This is a genomic window from Streptomyces sp., from assembly GCF_035563135.1.
Classification (GTDB): Bacteria; Actinomycetota; Actinomycetes; order Streptomycetales; family Streptomycetaceae; genus Streptomyces.
Map to the genome: position 1 here is coordinate 1 of NZ_DATMVN010000785.1, position 18154 is coordinate 18154.

The following is an 18154-nucleotide window of genomic DNA, read 5'->3' on the forward strand; positions in this document are numbered from 1 at the left end:
CACCCCACGCACGCGTATCGGCGTCGGACTGGACTACCTGGTCCTCGATGCCCTCTCCATCACCACGCTCTACGCCGAACTCAACGCGCTCTACGCCGACCCCGAGCACGATCTGCCGCCCGTCGACGTCTCCTTCCGCGATTACCTGACCGGGCTGCCCGCCGACCCGGGTGCGGCCGAGCGGGCCCGTGCCCACTGGCAGGCGCGGCTGTCCGAACTGCCGCCTCCGCCCCCGCTGCCCCTCGACCGGGACCCCGCGACCCTCGACACGCCCGTCTTCACCCGGCGCCGGCTGAGTCTGCCCGCCGAGGACTGGCAGACCGTCAAGCGGGACGCGGCCCGGCACGGACTCACCCCGTCCACCGTCCTGCTGGCCCTCTACGCGGAAGTCCTGGCCGTCTGGAGCGGCACCGACGCGCTGACCGTCACGCTCACCCTCTTCAACCGCCGCGACGTCCACCCCCACATCCACCGCGTACTGGGCGACTTCACCTCGCTCTCCCTGGCCGGGTACCGACGCGACGGCGCGACCTGGCTGGCGGCGGCCGCCGCACTGCAATGTCGCCAGGCGGAGGATTTGGACCACCTGAACGTCCCGATCGCCTGGCTGCTGCGCGAGTTCGGCCGTCGTACGGGCACCGTCGACGCCGCCGCGCCCGTGGTGTTCACCAGCGCCATCGGTGTCGGCGACGCGACGCTGGCCGGCACGGGCACGGGCCTCCCCGCCAAGGTCTGGGGCATCTCGCAGTCCCCGCAGGTGTGCCTGGACAACCAGGTCACCGAGGAGTCCGGGAGCCTGGTCGTCACCTGGGACGCCGTCGAGGAGCTGTTCCCCGAGGGTGTGCTGGACGCGATGTTCGACGCCTACGGAATGCTGCTGCGGTACGCCGTCGCCGGTGACTGGGACGCGCCGCTGCCCGACCTGGTGCCCGCCTCCCACCGTGAACGGCGTGACGCGGCCGCACGCGAGGCAGCCCTGGAGCCGGTGGCCCCGCGTCCGCTGCACGAGGCGTTCTTCGCCCACGCCGAGGCCACTCCTGACCGCACCGCCCTCGTCACGACGGCCGGGGAGGAGGTGACCTACGGAACCCTCGCCGACCAGGCACTGCGCACGGCCGCCGCACTCGGTGACGCGGGCGTGATCCCGGGCGAACTCGTCGCGGTCACCGTGCCCAAGGGACCGGAGCAGGTCGCCGCGGTCCTCGGCGTCCTCGCGGCCGGTGCCGCCTACGTACCGCTGAGCCTCGAACAACCCCCCGCGCGGTTGGACCGGGTGCACGCCACCGCCGGGTTCCGCGCCGTGGTGGGCGACTGGCCCACCCGGGGAAGGGCGGCTCCCCGCACCCTGTCCGTCACGGCCACGGGGGGCCACGAGCCGCTGCCCGCCCCCTGGAAGGTGCGTGCCGAAGCACTCGCCTACGTCATCTTCACCTCCGGTTCCACCGGCGAGCCCAAGGGTGTCCAGATCACCCACGCGGCCGCCTGGAACACGATCGCGGATATCAACACCCGGCACGGCGTCGGCGCGGACGACCGCGTGTTCGCCCTGTCGGCGCTGGACTTCGACCTCTCCGTGTACGACGTCTTCGGGCTGCTCGGCGCCGGCGGCTCCCTCCTGCTGCCCACCGAGGACCAGCGCCGGGAACCGGCCCGCTGGCCGAGCCTGCTCGACCGGTTCCAAGTGACCGTCTGGAACACCGTCCCGGCACTGCTCGACCTGCTCCTCGACGCCGACGAGCAGGAGACGCCCCAGGTGTCGGAGCGCGCCCGCCTCGCAAGGCTGCGGACGGCACTGGTATCCGGCGACTGGATCGGCCTCGACCTGCCCGGCCGACTGCGCGAACGCACCGCGGGGCGCTGCGCCTTCGTCGCCATGGGCGGCGCGACCGAGGCCGCCATCTGGTCCAACACATTCACCGTCGGGGAACCGGACCCCCGGTGGATCTCGATCCCCTACGGACGTCCGCTGACCGGGCAGCACTACCGCGTGGTCGACCGGCACGGGCGGGACTGCCCCGACTGGACGCCCGGCGAACTGTGGATCGGCGGCGAGGGACTGGCCGTCGGTTACCTTGCCGACCCGGCGCGCACCGCCGAGAAGTTCGTCGAACAGGACGGGCGGCGTTGGTACCGGACGGGTGACCTGGGCCGGTTCCGGGGAGACGGGCTGATCGAGTTCCTCGGCCGCCTCGACAGCCAGTTGAAGATCGCCGGCCATCGCATCGAGGCCGGCGAGATCGAGGCCGCGCTGGAGTCCCACCCGGCCGTCGCCCGGGCCGCCGTCGTGGCCGTGGGGGAGCGCACTGCCAAGCGCCTGGCCGCCTTCGCCGTACCGAATGAGCCGACGCCGCCCGCGGAGCCCTTCGGGACTGTGGAGGCGGAGGCGACCGTGCGGGACGCGGACCTCCCCGAGAGCCTCTTCGCCCTGCTGGCCGAGCGAGTGCCCGGCTACGCGATCCCCTCCCGCATCCAGTTGCTGCCCACCCTGCCGCTCACCGCGAACGGCAAGGTCGACCGGGGCGCCCTGGCCGCCATGGCGGGACCCGACACCGCGACGGCCGAGGCCGAACCGCCGCTCGATGACACCGAAACGGCCATCGCCGGCCTCTGGAGCGAATACCTGCCGCACTGGACACCGGCCCGCAACGCCAACTTCTTCACCGCGGGCGGCGACAGCCTCACCGCGCTGCGCTTGCTCACCGCGATCGAGCGCCGCCTCGGGGCCGCCGTGCCCGTCCGGCGCTTCTTCGCCGCACCGACCGTCGCCGCGCTCGCCGCGGACGTCACACGAACGCTCGCGGCCCACGCGACCGCCTATGAGACCGGAGAGCTGTGAACATCGCTGAACTGCTGGCCCGTTACGCCGACGACGGCGTGGTGCTGTGGGCCCAGGACGGACAACTGCGCTTCCGCGCCCCCCAGGGCCGGCTCACGGACACGCACCGGACAGAACTGCGCACCCACAAGGAAGCCATCCTGCACCACCTGGAGGCGGAGGAACCGGCGCTGCGCGCCGACCCGGAGCGCCGCCACGAGCCGTTCCCGCTGACGGACATCCAAGCCGCCTACCTCATCGGCCGCACCGACGCCTACGCCTACGGCGGTGTCGGCTGCCACGCCTACGTCGAACTGGAATACCCCGACCTGGACGTGGAGCACGTCACCGCCGTGTGGCGGGAACTGGTCCAGCGGCACGACATGCTCCGCGCCGTCATCCACCACGACGGCTACCAGCAGGTTCTGGCCGACGTGCCCGCCCTCGGCATCGAGGCCGACGACCTGACCGGCCTGCCGCCGGCCGACGCCGACGCGGAGGTGGAGCGCACCCGTGCGCGGCTGTCCGCCCGCGAGACGCCCACCGACCAGTGGCCGCTCTTCGAGGTGCACGTGAGCCGGGCCGCCGATCGGGCCGTGCTCCACCTCGCCTTCGACATGCTGGTCGTCGACCACGCCAGCCTGCGCATCCTGCTCGCCGAGTTCCAGCGAAGCCACGGCGGCCGGCCCCTCTCCGAGGCGCCGCGGATCACCTTCCGTGACTACGTCCTGGCCCGCCGTGCCCTCGCCGACACCGACGGCCACGCCCGCGACCGCGCCTACTGGACCGAACGGCTCGACACCCTGCCGCCCGCGCCCGAACTGCCCCTCGCAGAGACCTGGGAGGCGGGCGTCAGCGACCTGCGGGAGACGGCTCACCCCACGGCTCCGGCCGAGCCGGGGACCTTCCGCCGGCTGGAGGTCCTGCTGCCCGCCGCCGAACACAACCGCCTCACCGAGCGGGCCGCGCGGCGCGGGCTCACCCTGTCCACGGCGCTGCTCACCGCCTACGCCGAGACGGTCGGCCGCTGGTCGCGCACCCACCGGTTCACGCTCAACGTGCCGACGGTGGACCGGCCCGACCTGCACGAGGACATCGGCCGCCTCGTCGGCGACTTCACCTCGCTCGAACTGCTCGCCGTGGACCTGGGCGCCCCGGCCGCCTTCGCCGAACGGACCCGGTCGCTCGGGGAGCAGCTCCTGGAAGACCTCGCGCACCCCCTGTTCACGGGCTCGGAGGTACTCGCCGAGCTGTCCCGCCGGGCCGGATCCCCGGTGCTGATGCCGGTCGTCTTCACCAGCGCCCTGGGGACCGGCGCCACCTCCGAGGGCATACCCCCCGAGGTGACGTACGCCGTCACCCGGACGCCGCAGGTCTGGCTCGACTGCCAGGTCATGCACCGCGGCGACACGCTGAGCCTGTCCTGGGACATCCGCGAGGGCGCCCTCACCCACGGTGTGGCCGACGCGATGTTCGAGGCGTACACGGGCCTCGTACGGGCCCTCGCGGCCGAGGGCGAGGCCGGTGACGCCGCCTGGGACACCGCGGCCAGTATCACGCTGCCCGAGGAACAGGCCGTGCGGCGGAACGCCGTCAACGCGACCGAGGGACCGCTGCCGGACTCCCTGCTCCACGAACCGGTCCTCGCACAGGCCCAGGTCACGCCGGACGCGATCGCGGTCCGCACTCCCGAACTGACCCTCACCTACCGGCAACTCATCGCCCGCGCCACCGCCGTTGCCGAGGCGCTGACGGCGTCCGGACTGCGGGCCGGGGAGCCCGTGGCCATCTGGGCGGACAAGGGCTGGGAGCAGGTCGTCGCGGTCTTCGGCACGCTGATGGCGGGCGGCGCCTACCTCCCCGTGGACACGGCCCAACCGCCGGCCCGCCGGGACACGATCATCGCGGACGCGGGTGTCCGCACGGTCCTCACCCAGTCCTGGCTCGCCGAGATCGACGACCTCCCGGAAGGCGTCACGCCCGTCGCCGTCGACCTCCTGCCCCAGGACGCGCAGGCGACGCCGGATGCGAGCGGAACCCCGCGCGGCCCGGACGATCTGGCGTACGTCATCTACACCTCGGGCTCCACCGGTACGCCCAAGGGCGTGATGATCAGCCACCGAGCCGCCCTGAACACCGTCGAGGACGTCAACCGCCGCTTCGGCGTCACCGCACGCGACCGCGTCCTCGGCATCGCGGGACTCGGCTTCGACCTGTCCGTCTACGACCTGTTCGGGCCCCTCGCCGTGGGCGCATCCCTTGTCCTGCCCGCCGCCGACCGGCGCGGCGACCCGTCCCACTGGGCCGAACTCGTCCGTGACTTCGGAGTCACCGTGTGGAACTCGGTCCCCGGCCAGCTTCACATGCTGTGCGACTGGCTGCGCTCCGAGCCTCCCGCCGACGACGCCTCACTCCGACTCGCGCTGATATCCGGCGACTGGATACCCGTCGCCCTCCCGGACCAGGCGCGTGAGCTGCTCCCCGGTCTTGAGATCATCTCCCTCGGCGGTGCCACCGAAGGCTCCATCTGGTCCATCGCCCACGCCATCGACGCGGTGGACACGGCCCGGCCGAGCATCCCCTACGGCAAACCCCTGACCAACCAGACGTTCGCCGTGTTCGACCAGCATCTGCGACCCCGCCCCGAATGGGTGCCGGGCGAGCTGTACATCGGCGGCGCAGGCGTCGCCCTGGGCTACTTCGGCGACGAGAGCCGCACGGCGGAGCGGTTCCTCACCGACCCCGCCACCGGACAGCGGCTCTACCGCACCGGTGACCTCGGGCGGTACCTCCCCGACGGCACCATCGAATTCCTGGGCCGCGAGGACGCCCAGATCAAGATCCGTGGCTACCGGGTCGAACTCGCCGAAGTGGAGGCCGCCGTACAGGCCCACCCGGAGGTCGCGGCGGGTGCCGTCATCGTGGACGACTCGGCGGCGGGCGGCCGGCGCCTGGCCGCGTTCGTGGAGACGGCCCGCAAGGACGGCGTACCCGGCGCGGACGCCGACCGTGCCGGTGGGCCGACGCCCCGGACACAGGCGCGCGCCGCTGCCGCCGACGCCGTACGGGAAGCCTCCGCCGCCGTCGACGCCGCACGGCTCATCGAGTTCCTGGCCGCCCTCGACGAGGTGGCCCTTGTGGAGATGACTCGCGTCCTCGACACCTCCGGAGTGTTCGCCGACGGCGCGTCGCGCACCGCGGAGGAGGTGGGCACGGCGCTGCGTGCCACCCCCCGCCACCGGCACATCGTGCGGCGCTGGCTGCGCGCGCTGGCGGTACGCGACCGGCTCACCCACCGGGAGTCCGACGACACGTACACCGGACTCGTCCCCGTCTCCGCTTCCGACGCGGAGTACGGCTGGCAGCGGGCCGCGGAGCTGGAGCACGAGATCGGCTGGAGCACGGAGCTGCTCACCGTCATGCGCACCTGTGCCGAACGGCTGCCCGAGCTCGTCTCCGGGGAGACGGGCATCCGGGAGCTGCTCTTTCCCGGTGCGGCGACCGAGGCGGCCGACGCCGCCTACCGCGACAACCTCGCCATCCGGCACCTCAACCGCGCCGTGGTCGCCGCGCTGCGCGAGATCGCCGCGGGCCACACCGGCGAGGAGCGGCTGCGTGTCCTGGAGGTCGGCGGCGGCGTCGGCGGTACCACCGGCGAACTGGTGCCCGTCCTCGCCGAGTACGGCGTCGACTACCTGTTCACGGACGCGTCCGCGTTCTTCCTGAACGAGGCCCGCGAGCGCTTCACCGACCACACGTGGGTCCGCTACCAGCGCTTCGACGTCGACGAGGACCCGCGCGCCCAGCACCTGCCGCCCAACACCTTCGACGTGGTGATCTGTGCCAACACCCTGCACGCAGCCGCCGACGCGGACGCGGCCGTGGGCCGCCTGCGGGAACTGCTCGTGCCCGGTGGACAGCTGGTGTTCGTGGAGAACACCCGGGACGAGAACCTGCCGCTGCTGATCTCCATGGAGTTCCTGGAGGTCTCGGGCCGGACGTGGACCGACGTGCGCGAGCACACCGGCCAGTCCTTCCTCACCCACACCCAGTGGCGCCACCTCCTCGACGCGCACGCCGCGTCCGAGGTCGTTTCACTGCCCGACCCCCAGGACGCGCTGGCCGCGACCGGCCAGGAGGTCTTCCTCGCCACCTTGAAGGACGACCGGCACCACGTCCCGGTGGGCGAACTGGCCCGCACGGCGGCGACCCGGCTCCCGGAGTACATGCTCCCGTCGGTGTGGCAGGTCGTCGACACCCTGCCCCGCACGGCCAACGGCAAGACCGACCGCGCCCGCCTGCGGAGCTGGCTGCCCCGCGAGAGCACCCCGGTCGTCGTGAACGAGAAGCCCAAGGACGACCTGGAGCGCGGCCTCGCCGACCTCTGGTCCGAACTCCTCGCGGTCGGCAGCGTCACCCGCAACGACGACTTCTTCGACCTCGGCGGCGACTCACTCCTCGTGGCCCGCATGGTGAGCCGACTGCGTGAACGCGTGCCGCAGGCCGCCGACCTGGAGTGGGAGGTCGTGCTGCGCCACATGCTGCGTCGCCCGACGGTCGCCGGTCTCGCCGCGTTCCTGCGCTCCCTGGCCGGCCCCGAGGACGCGCCGGCCGCCGACGCGGTCCGTACGGACCCCGTGGTCCATCTGCACGGCGCCCGGTCCGACGACGAACCCACGACCGTGCTCGTGCACGCCGGCACCGCGACGATCATGCCCTATCGCGCACTGATCACCGAGATCCGCCGCCGCTCGCCGGGCCTCGCCGAAGTCGTGGGCGTGGAGGTACCGGACCTCAGCGGCTTCCTCGCCGCCCCGCCGCAGGGACTCATCGAGCAGATGGCTGCCGACTACGCCCGCGCCCTGACGGCCGACGGCCGCAGCCGCTTCCACGTCGTGGGCTACTGCCTGGGCGGCCTGATCGCCACCGAGGTGGCCCGCAACCTCGCCGAGTCCGGCGCGGAGGTGGAGAGCCTCACCGTCATCAGCAGCCACAGCCCGCGCTTCCGGCTCGACGACGAACTGCTCGCCGAATACTCCTTCGCCGTCATGATGGGCATCGACCCCGCCGACCTCGGCTTCCCGGACGACCAGTACCGGGTGGCCGCCGCGGCCGACGCGGTCCTGGCGGCCAGCCCCGGTGTCCTGCCCGACGGCGGACTCGCCGCGCTGCCCGGCGAGTTCGCGGACGTCGCGGGACGTTTCCGACAACTGGCCGACATCCCCCGTGCCACCCGCATCGCCCGGATGTGCGAGGCGGTGCCCGCGTCGGCCGGCACCTACGAACCCGACCACATGAACCGGCTCTTCCTCGCCTTCCGGCAGAGCGTCTTCGCCATCACCCGCTACGACGCCGAACCCTACGCGGGAGACATCACCTTCCTGCGCCACGACGGCGCCTACCCCTTCCCCGGCAGCAAGGACGCCGTCACCACCTACTGGGAGGAACTCACCCTGGGCGACCTGGACATCGTCGACATCGGCGGCGACCACTACAGCTGCCTGTCCGTCGAGCACGCGCCCGGCATCCTCAAGACCCTCGCCGAGCTGACCCAGGGGGCGATCACCCGATGACCAAGCCTGTGATCGGGGTCCTGGGCGCCTCCGGCGCGGTCGGCCGGGCCGCCGTACGCGAACTGCGCGCCCTCGGCCACACCGGGCTCCGCCTGGGCGGCCGAACCCCCTCCGCCCTGTACGCGGTCGCCGAGGAGGCCCCGGCCGGACACGACGAGACGGTCTGGGCCGACGCCACCGCACCGGACGGCCTGCGCGCCTTCACCGAGGGCTGCGACATCGTCCTCAACTGCGTCGGACCCACCTACCGGCTCCGCGCCACGGTGGCCTTCGCGGCACTCGACGCCGGCGCGCACTGCGTCGACGTCGCCGGGGACGACCCGGCCGCCGAGGACCTCCTCAAGGGCGGCGACCCGGTCCGCGACGCCCGCACCGTCGTCCTGTCCGCAGGCGCCCTGCCCGGCCTGTCCAGCCTTCTGCCCCGCTGGCTCGCGATGCGGGGCGGCCTGGACAGCGCCACCGCGCTGACCGCCCACTGTGGCGGCCTGGAGACCTGTTCGCCGACGGTCGCCCACGATCTGATGCTGTCCCTCAGCTCGGGAGGCGCGGACGGCGCGGCCTACGGCGAGGCCCTCGCCGCCGTCCGCGGCGGCCGGCGCGTGTCGCGTGCCCTGCGCACCGACGAGGACACCGTGCACGAGGCGTTTCCCGGCAGGGTCGCCGTACAGCCCTATCTCAGCGGCGAGAGCGAACGCTTCGCCACCGTGCTGGGCCTCGACCGGCTCGACTGGTACAACGTCCACCCCGGCCCCGCCGTACGCGCGCTGCTCAACCTCCTGCCGGGCCGTCTCGCGGCCGGGGAGGATCCGGACGGACTGGCCGAGCGGCTGATCCTCGCCGCCGACCTCGACCTGGCCGGACGCAGACCGTACTACGTCATGGACTTCGAGCTGTCGGGCACGACCGCGGGAACGCCCGCCACCGCGGGCGTGACCCTGCGCACGGCCAGCAGTTACCGGCTCACCGCCGCCGTGGGCGCGCTCGCGGTGGACGCGGTGCTGCGGGGCGGGGTGAGCGCGGGTGTGCACTTCGCGTGCGACGTGCTGGACCCGGACACCGTGGTGGGGCACCTGCGCTCCCACGGGGTGGCCGACCTCCGGCTCACCGGAACGGCTGCCGAGGCCGAGCAGGTCGAGGAGGGCGCCTTGTGAGCACCGCGAAACCCCTGCGTGTCCTGGTCTGCGGCACCAACTTCGGCCGCTTCTACGCCGAGGCGGTACGTCGGCGCCCCGGGTACACCCTGGCGGGCATCCTGAGCGCGGGGTCGGCGGCCTCCCGGGCCTACGCCGAGAGCCTGGGCGTCCCCTTCCACACCGACGCCGACGGCCTTCCCGCCGACATCGACGCGGCCTGCGTGGCGGTGAGTTCGTCCATCTCGGGCGGCCAGGGCACCGATCTGGCGCGGGCACTGATGGACCGGGGCATCCACGTCCTCCAGGAGCACCCGGTTCATCTCACCGAGTTGACCGGCAACCTCAAGCACGCACGCAGCCGCGGCGTGCAGTACCGGCTCAACACCCATTACCCGCACGTGGCCCCGGTCCGCTCCTTCGTCGAGGCGGCCCGGCGACTCGTCGCACGCCAGCGGCCCCTGTTCCTGGACGCCGCCACCCCGGTCCACCTGATGCACCCCTTGGTGGACATCCTCGGACAGGCCATGGGCACTCTGCGTCCCTGGCGTTTCGGGGACCCGGCGCCGCTGCCCGCCGAGATCGGGCCGCAGCCCTTGCGCTCTCTGCACGGAGTGTTCGCCGGCGCGCCCCTCACCCTGCGGGTGCACCACCAACTCGACCCGTCCGACCGGGACAACCACGCCCTGCACTGGCACCGGATCTCCCTCGGCACCGAGGGCGGAGTGCTCACCCTGGCCGACACCCACGGCCCCGTCCTGTGGAGCCCCCGACTGCACATCGGGCGGGACGCCGACCGCCGCTTCGTCCTGGACGGACCGGGCACCGGCCGTCTGGGACTCGGGAGCACGGCGGTGGTCGGCAACACGGGTTCCTTCCGCACGGTCTTCTCCGACCTGTGGCCGGAAGCGATCGGCAGCGCGCTCGACGGGCTGCGCGAAGCGATCGAGGGAGGCGGCGACGCCCTGCGCGCAGGCCAATACGACCTGGCCGTGTGCCGTATCTGGAGCGACCTCGCGGCCCGGCTGGGACCCCCCGAGATCGTCCGGCCGGCCACCCCCCGGCCACTCGCGGTGAGTGACATCTTCCCCGCGCCGGAACGGTTCCCGCACGACACCGGTACGCCCCGCCCCGAACCCACCCCGCCGCCCGGTGACGCGAGCTCCGGCCCTGCGGAACCGGTGCCGGCCCGCCCGGCGGACACCGCCGCGTACTCCCCGTCCGCCGAGTTCTTCGACCTGGTGGCCGCCGAGCACACCGCGACCGCGAGCGCCCCGGCCGTCGCCGCCCTCCTCGCCGACGCCGACCTCAGCACCGGGCCGGTGGTGGACATCGGCGCCGGCACCGGTCTGGTGACCGAGGCCGTCGCCCGGGCCCGGCCGGACGCGGAGATCATTGCCTGCGAACCATCCGTCGGCATGCGGGCCGTGCTCACCAGCCGGGTCTTCAGCGATGAGGACCTGCGGCCCCGGGTGACCGTCACCGCGGACGCCGCGCCGGGCCTCGACCTTCCCGACCGGATCAGCGTCGTACTGCTCTGCGGAGTCCTGGGCCATCTCGACGCCGAAGGGCGGGCCAGGCTGTGGCGGCGGGTGACCCGGCGGCTGGCGCCCGGCGGACTCGTGATCGTCGAACTCATGCAGTTCGAGGAGCCGACGGCCCTTCCCGAAACCCGGCTCGCCACCGCCACGGCCGGACGCCACCGCTACGAGTGGTCGTTCGGCGGCGCACCCGACGAGGCGGAGGACGGCGTGATGCGCCTGCACTCCACGTGGCGGGTCTACCGGGACGGCGCCCCGCAGGCGGAACGTGAGGTGCACGACTCCTATCGCTGGGAGCCCTTCGGACTGAAGGACGTGCTCGCCGAGTCCGGCATGACCGCACGCACCCTCCCCACCCGCCCCGGAGCACCCCCACTGGCCGTCCTCACCCGGGGCCCGGACACACCCGGCCCGGCCGCCGCACCACCCCTGCCGCACGCCCGGACCGCACCCGACGCCCAGGGCACCCCTGGCAGCCCGGCCCTTGCGGACGGCCCGCGCACCGACATCCCCCTCGTCTCCTCCTCCACCGACGGCTAGGACCTCCATGAGAACCCCCGAGACGCCCACCCCCGACCGGACCCGCACGGATGCCGGGCCGAACCCCGAGGCCCCGCCCCGCGACTTTCCCATGCAGCGCGGCTGCCCGTTCGCCGCACCCACGGAGTACGAAGCGCTGCGCACCCACGACCCGGTCGCCCGCGTCACCCTGCCGACGAACAAGGAAGCGTGGGTGGTCACCCGCTACGACGACGTACGCGAACTGCTCTCGGACCCCCGGGTCAGCGCCGATATCCGCCGGCCCAACTTCCCCGCCCTCGGCGCGGGCGAACAGGAGGCCGGGGCGAGGTTCCGCCCGTTCATCCGCACCGATGCTCCCGAGCACACCAAGTACCGGCGCATGCTCCTGCCGGTGTTCACCGTGCGTCGGGTCCGCGCGATGCGGCCCGCCGTGCAGGCCCGCGTCGACGAGATCCTGGACGCCATGCTCGCCGGCGGCGGTCCCGTGGACTTCGTCTCCGCGTACGCCAACGCCGTCTCCACCTCGGTGATCTGCGAGCTGCTCGGCATCCCCCGCGAGAACCTGGAGTTCTTCCGGGACGTCACCCGCATCTCCGGCTCCCGTAACAGCACCGCCGAACAGGTCTCCGAAGCGCTCGGCGGCCTCTTCGGCCTGCTCGCCGAACTGGTCGGCAAGCGGCGCGAAGAACCCCGCGACGACCTGATCTCCAAGCTCGTCACCGAGCATCTCGTCCCCGGCCACGTGACCATGGACCAGCTCCTGTCCACGCTCGGCATCACCATCAACGCCGGCCGCGAGACCACCACCAGCATGATCGCCCTGAGCACACTGCTCCTCCTGGACCGGCCGGAGCTGACGGACGAACTCCGCCGCGACGCCTCCCTGATGCCCGCCGCCGTCGACGAACTCCTGCGCGTCCTGTCCGTCGCCGACTCCATCCCCCTGCGCGTGGCCGCCGAGGACATCGACCTGTCCGGCCGGACGATCCCCGCCGACGACGGCGTCATCGCCCTTCTGGCCGGCGCCAACCACGACCCCGAGCAGTTCGACGACCCGGAGCGGGTCGACTTCCACCGCACCGACAACCACCACGTCGCCTTCGGCTACGGCGTCCACCAGTGCGTCGGACAGCACCTCGCCCGGCTGGAACTGGAGGTCGCCCTGGAGACCCTGATCCGTCGCGTCCCCACCCTCCGCCTCGCGGGGGACCGGGACGACGTCGCCGTCAAGCACGACTCGGCCACCTTCGGCCTCGAAGAACTGAGGGTCACCTGGTGACCGCGTCCCCGGCACCCCACATGTCCGGCCGGCACTCGGCGCGGCATCCCGTGCAGCCCTCCGTCCGCGCCGCGCGCGCCGACAGCCCGTGGATCCGGCGGTGGAGCGGTGCCGCCGCACCCCGGTACACCCTGATCTGCCTGCCGCACGCGGGTGGCAGCGCGGGCTTCTACCGGCCCTGGGCGGCGCTCGCGCCCCCCGAGGTCGAACTCCTCGCCATCCAGTACCCCGGCCGCGAGGACCGCTTCGAAGACCCGGAGGCGGCCGACATGGCTGACCTGGTGGGAGCCGTGGCGGACGCCGTCACGCCGCTGCTCGACCGGCCGTACGCACTCTTCGGGCACAGCATGGGCTCCGCCGTGGCCTGGGAACTCGCCCACGAGCTGCAAAGGCGCCGCATCCCGGGCCCGCGCCGCCTGTTCGCGTCCGGCCGGGCCGCCCCCAACGCCGCGGTCACCGGGCAGCTGCACCGCCAGGACGACGACACCCTGGGCGCCGAGCTGGCCCGACTGGGCGGCACCAGCCGAGAGGTCCTGGACGACCCCGGACTGCGCTCCCTGGTCCTGACGGCCGTGCGCCACGACTACCGGATCATCGAGACGTACCACCCGCCGGAGCGGCCGCCGCTGTCCTGTCCTCTGCATGTCCTGACCGGGAGCACAGACCCGGAACTCGGCGCGGAACGCACCCGTGAACGGGCGGGCGGCTGGGCGGACCTCACCACCGCGCGCACCGAGGTACGCGTCTTCCCCGGCGACCACTTCTACCTCACCCCGCGTCGCCGCGAGGTCGTCTCCACCGTCCTGCGCAGGCTGGACCCCTCCCTGACCACCGGAGGCGCGCACACCTGGCCGAGCACCCCGTGAGCCGCCGTCCCGCCGTGTCCGCCCGCCCGGCCACCCACGACCGGAGACCATCATGATCGACTACTACTCGACCTCGGCCGAGTTCTACGAACTGGTCGCCACCCGGCACACCGCCAGCAGCGGCCCCCCTCTCGCCGGCGTCCTTTCCGGTCTGGACGTGTCCCACGGACCCGTCCTGGAGATCGGCGCGGGCACCGGCCGCGTCACCGAGGTGATCGCCGCCTCCCTGCCGGACGCGGAGATCCTGGCGGCCGAGCCGTCGGCGACCATGCGCGCCATGCTCACCTCCCGGGTCGCCCGCGACCCGGACCTGCGCCGGCGCGTGACCGTCGTCGACGGATCGGCCCAGGACCTCGAGCTGCCCGAACGCCTCTCCGCCGTCGTCATCTTCGGCGTAGCCGGCCACCTCACCGCCCCCGAACGCGTGACGCTGTGGAAGCGGCTCGCGGAGCGCCTGCCCGACGGGGCGCCCATCGTCGTCGAACTGATGGGGGTCTCCTCGCCCCGCGTCATCCCACCCGTGATGTCCCTCAAGGAGACCATCGGACGCCAGACCTACGAGTGGTGGATCGGCGGTGAACCCACCGAGGGCGACGGCATGCGGTTCACCACCACCTGGAAGGTCCTGCGTGACGGCCGCCCCGTGCGCGAGGTCGCCGACAGCTATGAATGGCACACCTTCGACGTCGCCCGGCTGGCCCGCGAGGCCGGCATGACCAGCCGCCGCATCACCGAGGCGGGCGGCCGGCCCATTCCCGAAATCGGAGTACTCGTCAAGTGAAGTCACAACCGCCCGCGCCCGGCCCGGCCCCGGCAGCCGAGGACGTCGCCGCCGGCACGGGCAGCTCCGCCACCCCACCGTCCCCGCTGCGCAGGCTCGCCGAGCCCGTCCGCGGCCGACTGGCCCTCGCTGTCGGTCTCCAGGCCGTCGCAGCCCTCGCCGGAGTGGTCCCGTTCATCGCCGTCTCCCGCATCGCCGAACGCCTCACCGAGGGTTCCCCGGCCGACGGCGACGCCCTCTGGCCGCTGGTGGCGCTGGCCTGCTCGGCCGGCTTCGTCGCCCTGGTGTGCGGCACGGCGGCCGGCGCCCTCGCCCACCTCGCCGACAACGACCTCCAGCTCACCCTCCGTCGCCGGCTCGCCCGGCACATCGGGCGGCTGCCGCTCGGCCGGCTCACCGACCGTGGCACCGGCGAGGTCAAGCAGGCTGTGCAGGACGACGTGAGCGCACTGCACACCCTGTTCGCCCACACCCTCCTCGACGTCGTCTCCGTCCTCACCGCCCCGCTGCTCGCCCTCGCCTACCTGTTCACCGTCGACTGGCGCCTGGCCCTGATCAGCGTGGTCCCCCTGCTGCTCGGCGTGTTCCTGTTCAGCCGGGCCATGGCGGGCGCGGCGGCGCAGATGGCCGAGTTCGGCGCCGCGGTGGGCCGGATTTCCACCGCCGCCGTGGAGTTCGCGTCCGGTATCGCCGTCTTCAAGAGCTTCGGGCGAGGCCGCAAGGCCCACGAGCGCTTCGTCCGTGCCACCGAGGGCTTTGCCGACTTCTTCTCCGACTGGGTCCGGTCCACCCTCGCCACCTCCACCGCCGCGATCCTGGTGGTCACCCCGGCCGTGGTCCTGCTGCTCCTGGCCGTACCCGGCGCGGTGTTCGTCACCCAGGACTGGATGACCGGGGCCGAACTCGTCCCCTTCCTCCTGCTCGGCCCAGCGGTCGCCGCCCCCATGGGCGTGGTCGGCCCCCGCATCCAGCAGATCCGGGCCGGCCAGGCAGCCGCCGTACGCGTCACCGGACTCCTGGACGCCTCCACCCTCCCCGAGCCCACGGCCCCCGCCCTCCCCGACGGCCACCACGTCAGTCTGCGCGGTGTGTCCTTCTCCTACGACGGGAACACCGACGTCCTCAACGGCGTCGACCTCGACCTCGCCCCCGGCACCGTCACCGCGCTCGTCGGTCCCTCCGGCTCCGGCAAGTCCACCCTGGCCTCGCTGCTGCCCCGCTTCCACGACGTCACGGCCGGCACGGTGACCCTCGGCGGCGCCGACCTCCGTGACATCCCCGCCACCGAGCTGTACCGCCGGGTCGGCTTCGTTCTCCAGGACGTACGGCTGCTGCGGGCGAGCGTCGCCGACAACATCCGGCTCGGCCGCCCCGAAGCCACCGACGAGGAAGTCGAACGGTGCGCCCGCGCCGCCCGCATCCACGACCGGATCACGGCCCTGCCCGACGGCTACGCCACCGAACTCGGCACGACAGCCACCCTCTCCGGCGGCGAGGCACAACGCCTCTCCATCGCCAGGGCACTGCTCGCCGACGCCCCCGTCCTCGTCCTCGACGAGGCGACCGCGTACGCCGACCCGCACTCCGAGGCACTGATCCAGGACGGCCTGTCGGCCCTCGCGGCCGGGCGCACCCTGCTCGTCATCGCCCACCGGCTGTCGACGATCCGCTCCGCCGACCGGATCGTGGTCCTGGAGGACGGACGCGTCACCGAACAGGGCCGCCACGACGACCTGCTGGCCGCCGGTGGCCGCTACGCCGCACTGTGGGACGCCCAGCGAAGCGCGGGCCCGGACGGCGTCGACGGCATACCTGACCAGCGGCCCACCCGCACGGGGTCCGACATCCGAGAGGGAAGCGCCCGATGATCCGTCAGCTCTACCGCGTACTGGGACCGGAGGGCTCCCGGCCTCTGAACCGGCTGCTGCTCCTCCAATCGGGCGCGGCCGTACTCCAGGGCGTCGCCTTCGCCCTTCTGGTGCCCGTCCTCAAGGCTCTGCTCGGGTCCGACCCAGCCGACGTCTGGCCGTGGCTGGCGGCGTTCGCCGGCTGCGTGGCCGCCTACGCGGCACTCCAGGGCGCCGCTCTCAGCGGCGGGTTCACCGTCGGCTCCCAGCTCTCCCGGGTGCTGCACCGGCGGCTGGCCGACCAGGCGCTGCGCCTGCCGCTGGGCTGGTTCACCGCCGGCCGGACCGCCGAGTTCAGCCGTCTCGCCGGACAGAACGTCATCCAGGTGATGAGCACGCCGGCCCACCTGCTCCGCCCCTTCATCAGCTCCGTGCTCACCCCGGTGACCTTGGTGGCCGCCACCTTCTTCTTCGACGTCCGCACCGCCCTGGTGCTCCTGGTCTGCGCGCCCGTGCTGTTCGCCGTCCAGCAGGCCAGCGCTTCGGTGATGCGCCGGCTCGACCTCGGCCGCGACGCCGCGATCGGCGAATCCGCCGACCGGGTGCTGGAGTACACCCGCAACCAGCCGGTACTGCGCGCGTTCGGCCGGACCGCCGAGGGGTACGGAGCGCTGGAAGACGCCCTGGAGGCCGAGGCGCGCGCCGACCGGCGGCTCATCGCGCGCGGCCTGCCCGGCCTGGTCTCCTTCACCTTCGCCACCCGGCTCGTGTTCGCCCTGCTCCTCGCACTCGGGGTCTCCTGGCAGCTCGACGGATCGCTCACCGTGCCCACCCTGCTGGCACTCCTGGTCCTGTTGGTCCGGCTCATCGACAGCGTGTCGTCTGCCGCCGAGGCGGGTGCGGGGATGCGCATCGCCCGCAACACCCTGGAACGCCTCGGCGCCATCCTCGACGAACCCCCGTTCCCTCAGCCCGCCGAGCCGAGGACACCCCGCGACGCAAGCGTGGAGTTCACCGGCGTCAGCTTCCGCTACGACGACGGAACGGCCGACGAAACTTCGGCACGGCCGGTCCTGAACGACGTGACCTTCCACCTGCCCAAGCGCAGCATGACCGCCCTGGTGGGGCCCTCCGGCGCCGGCAAGACCACGGTCGCCGCGCTGATCGCCCGCTTCCGGGACACCACGGAGGGCACCGTTCGCATCGGCGGCGTCGACGTCCGAGAGATCGCCGCCGACGACCTGGCCGCCCACATCTCCCTCGTCTTCCAGGACGTCTACCTCTTCGACGGCACCATCGAGGAGAACGTCAGGATCGCGGCCCCGGACGCCGCCCCCGGCGCACTGGCCGAGGCCGCGGCCCTGTCAGGGCTCGACCGGGTGATCGCGGAGCTGCCCGACGGCTGGGACACCAAGGTGGGAGAGGGAGGCGCGCGGCTGTCCGGCGGACAGCGCCAGCGCGTGTCCATCGCCCGCGCACTGCTGAAGGACGCTCCGATCCTCGTCCTCGACGAGGCCACCGCCGCACTCGACCAGGAGAACGAGGCACTGTTCGCCGAGGCCGTGCGCACACTGGCCGACCGCAAGACGCTGCTGGTCATCGCACACCGGCTCAGCACCGTCGTGCACGCGGACCAGATCCTGGTCCTGGAGGACGGCGAGATCACCGAACGGGGCACGCACGACGACCTGGTCACGGCGGGCGGAACCTACGCGTCCTTCTGGCAGCGCCGGACACGGGCCCACGGCTGGCGGCTGGAGGCAACACGGTCATGACCCCGCACCCGGCACCAGCGACCCA

The 18154-nt window shown here is 73.0% G+C and carries 9 protein-coding genes; all 9 read left to right on the forward strand.

The genetic code is table 11. The annotated features are described in order from the left end of the window. A partial coding sequence (locus VN520_RS34860; RefSeq protein ID WP_325750957.1) for an amino acid adenylation domain-containing protein occupies positions 1-2836 on the forward strand: 2836 nt, incomplete at its 5' end. Beyond that, the gene (locus tag VN520_RS34865; protein ID WP_325750958.1) at positions 2833-8388 is read left to right on the forward strand and encodes a non-ribosomal peptide synthetase; all 5556 of its coding nucleotides are present in this window, start codon (positions 2833-2835) and stop codon (positions 8386-8388) included. The genes VN520_RS34860 and VN520_RS34865, both read left to right, overlap by 4 nt. After that, complete coding sequence (locus tag VN520_RS34870; protein WP_325750959.1) at positions 8385-9539, forward strand: saccharopine dehydrogenase NADP-binding domain-containing protein; 1155 nt, start codon at positions 8385-8387, stop codon at positions 9537-9539. The genes VN520_RS34865 and VN520_RS34870 overlap by 4 nt, the downstream gene beginning before the upstream one ends. Continuing rightward, positions 9536-11599, forward strand: coding sequence for a Gfo/Idh/MocA family oxidoreductase (locus tag VN520_RS34875; RefSeq protein ID WP_325750960.1), 2064 nt, complete (start codon positions 9536-9538; stop codon positions 11597-11599). The genes VN520_RS34870 and VN520_RS34875 overlap by 4 nt, the downstream gene beginning before the upstream one ends. 7 nt (positions 11600-11606) lie before the next feature. Next, entirely contained in the window at positions 11607-12860 is a 1254-nt protein-coding gene (locus tag VN520_RS34880) for a cytochrome P450 (RefSeq protein ID WP_325750961.1), read from the forward strand. Between the two features lie 20 nt (positions 12861-12880). After that, positions 12881-13726: a thioesterase II family protein gene (locus tag VN520_RS34885; RefSeq protein ID WP_325750990.1), complete on the forward strand. Its 846-nt coding sequence runs from the start codon at positions 12881-12883 to the stop codon at positions 13724-13726. A gap of 52 nt (positions 13727-13778) precedes the next feature. Then, positions 13779-14507 (forward strand): class I SAM-dependent methyltransferase, encoded by a 729-nt coding sequence (locus tag VN520_RS34890; protein ID WP_325750962.1) that lies wholly within the window; start codon positions 13779-13781, stop codon positions 14505-14507. Continuing rightward, positions 14504-16375 (forward strand): ABC transporter ATP-binding protein, encoded by a 1872-nt coding sequence (locus VN520_RS34895; RefSeq protein ID WP_325750963.1) that lies wholly within the window; start codon positions 14504-14506, stop codon positions 16373-16375. The genes VN520_RS34890 and VN520_RS34895 overlap by 4 nt, the downstream gene beginning before the upstream one ends. Then, positions 16372-18129: an ABC transporter ATP-binding protein gene (locus VN520_RS34900; protein ID WP_325750964.1), complete on the forward strand. Its 1758-nt coding sequence runs from the start codon at positions 16372-16374 to the stop codon at positions 18127-18129. Before VN520_RS34895 ends, VN520_RS34900 begins: the two co-directional genes overlap by 4 nt. Positions 18130-18154 lie beyond the last annotated feature (25 nt).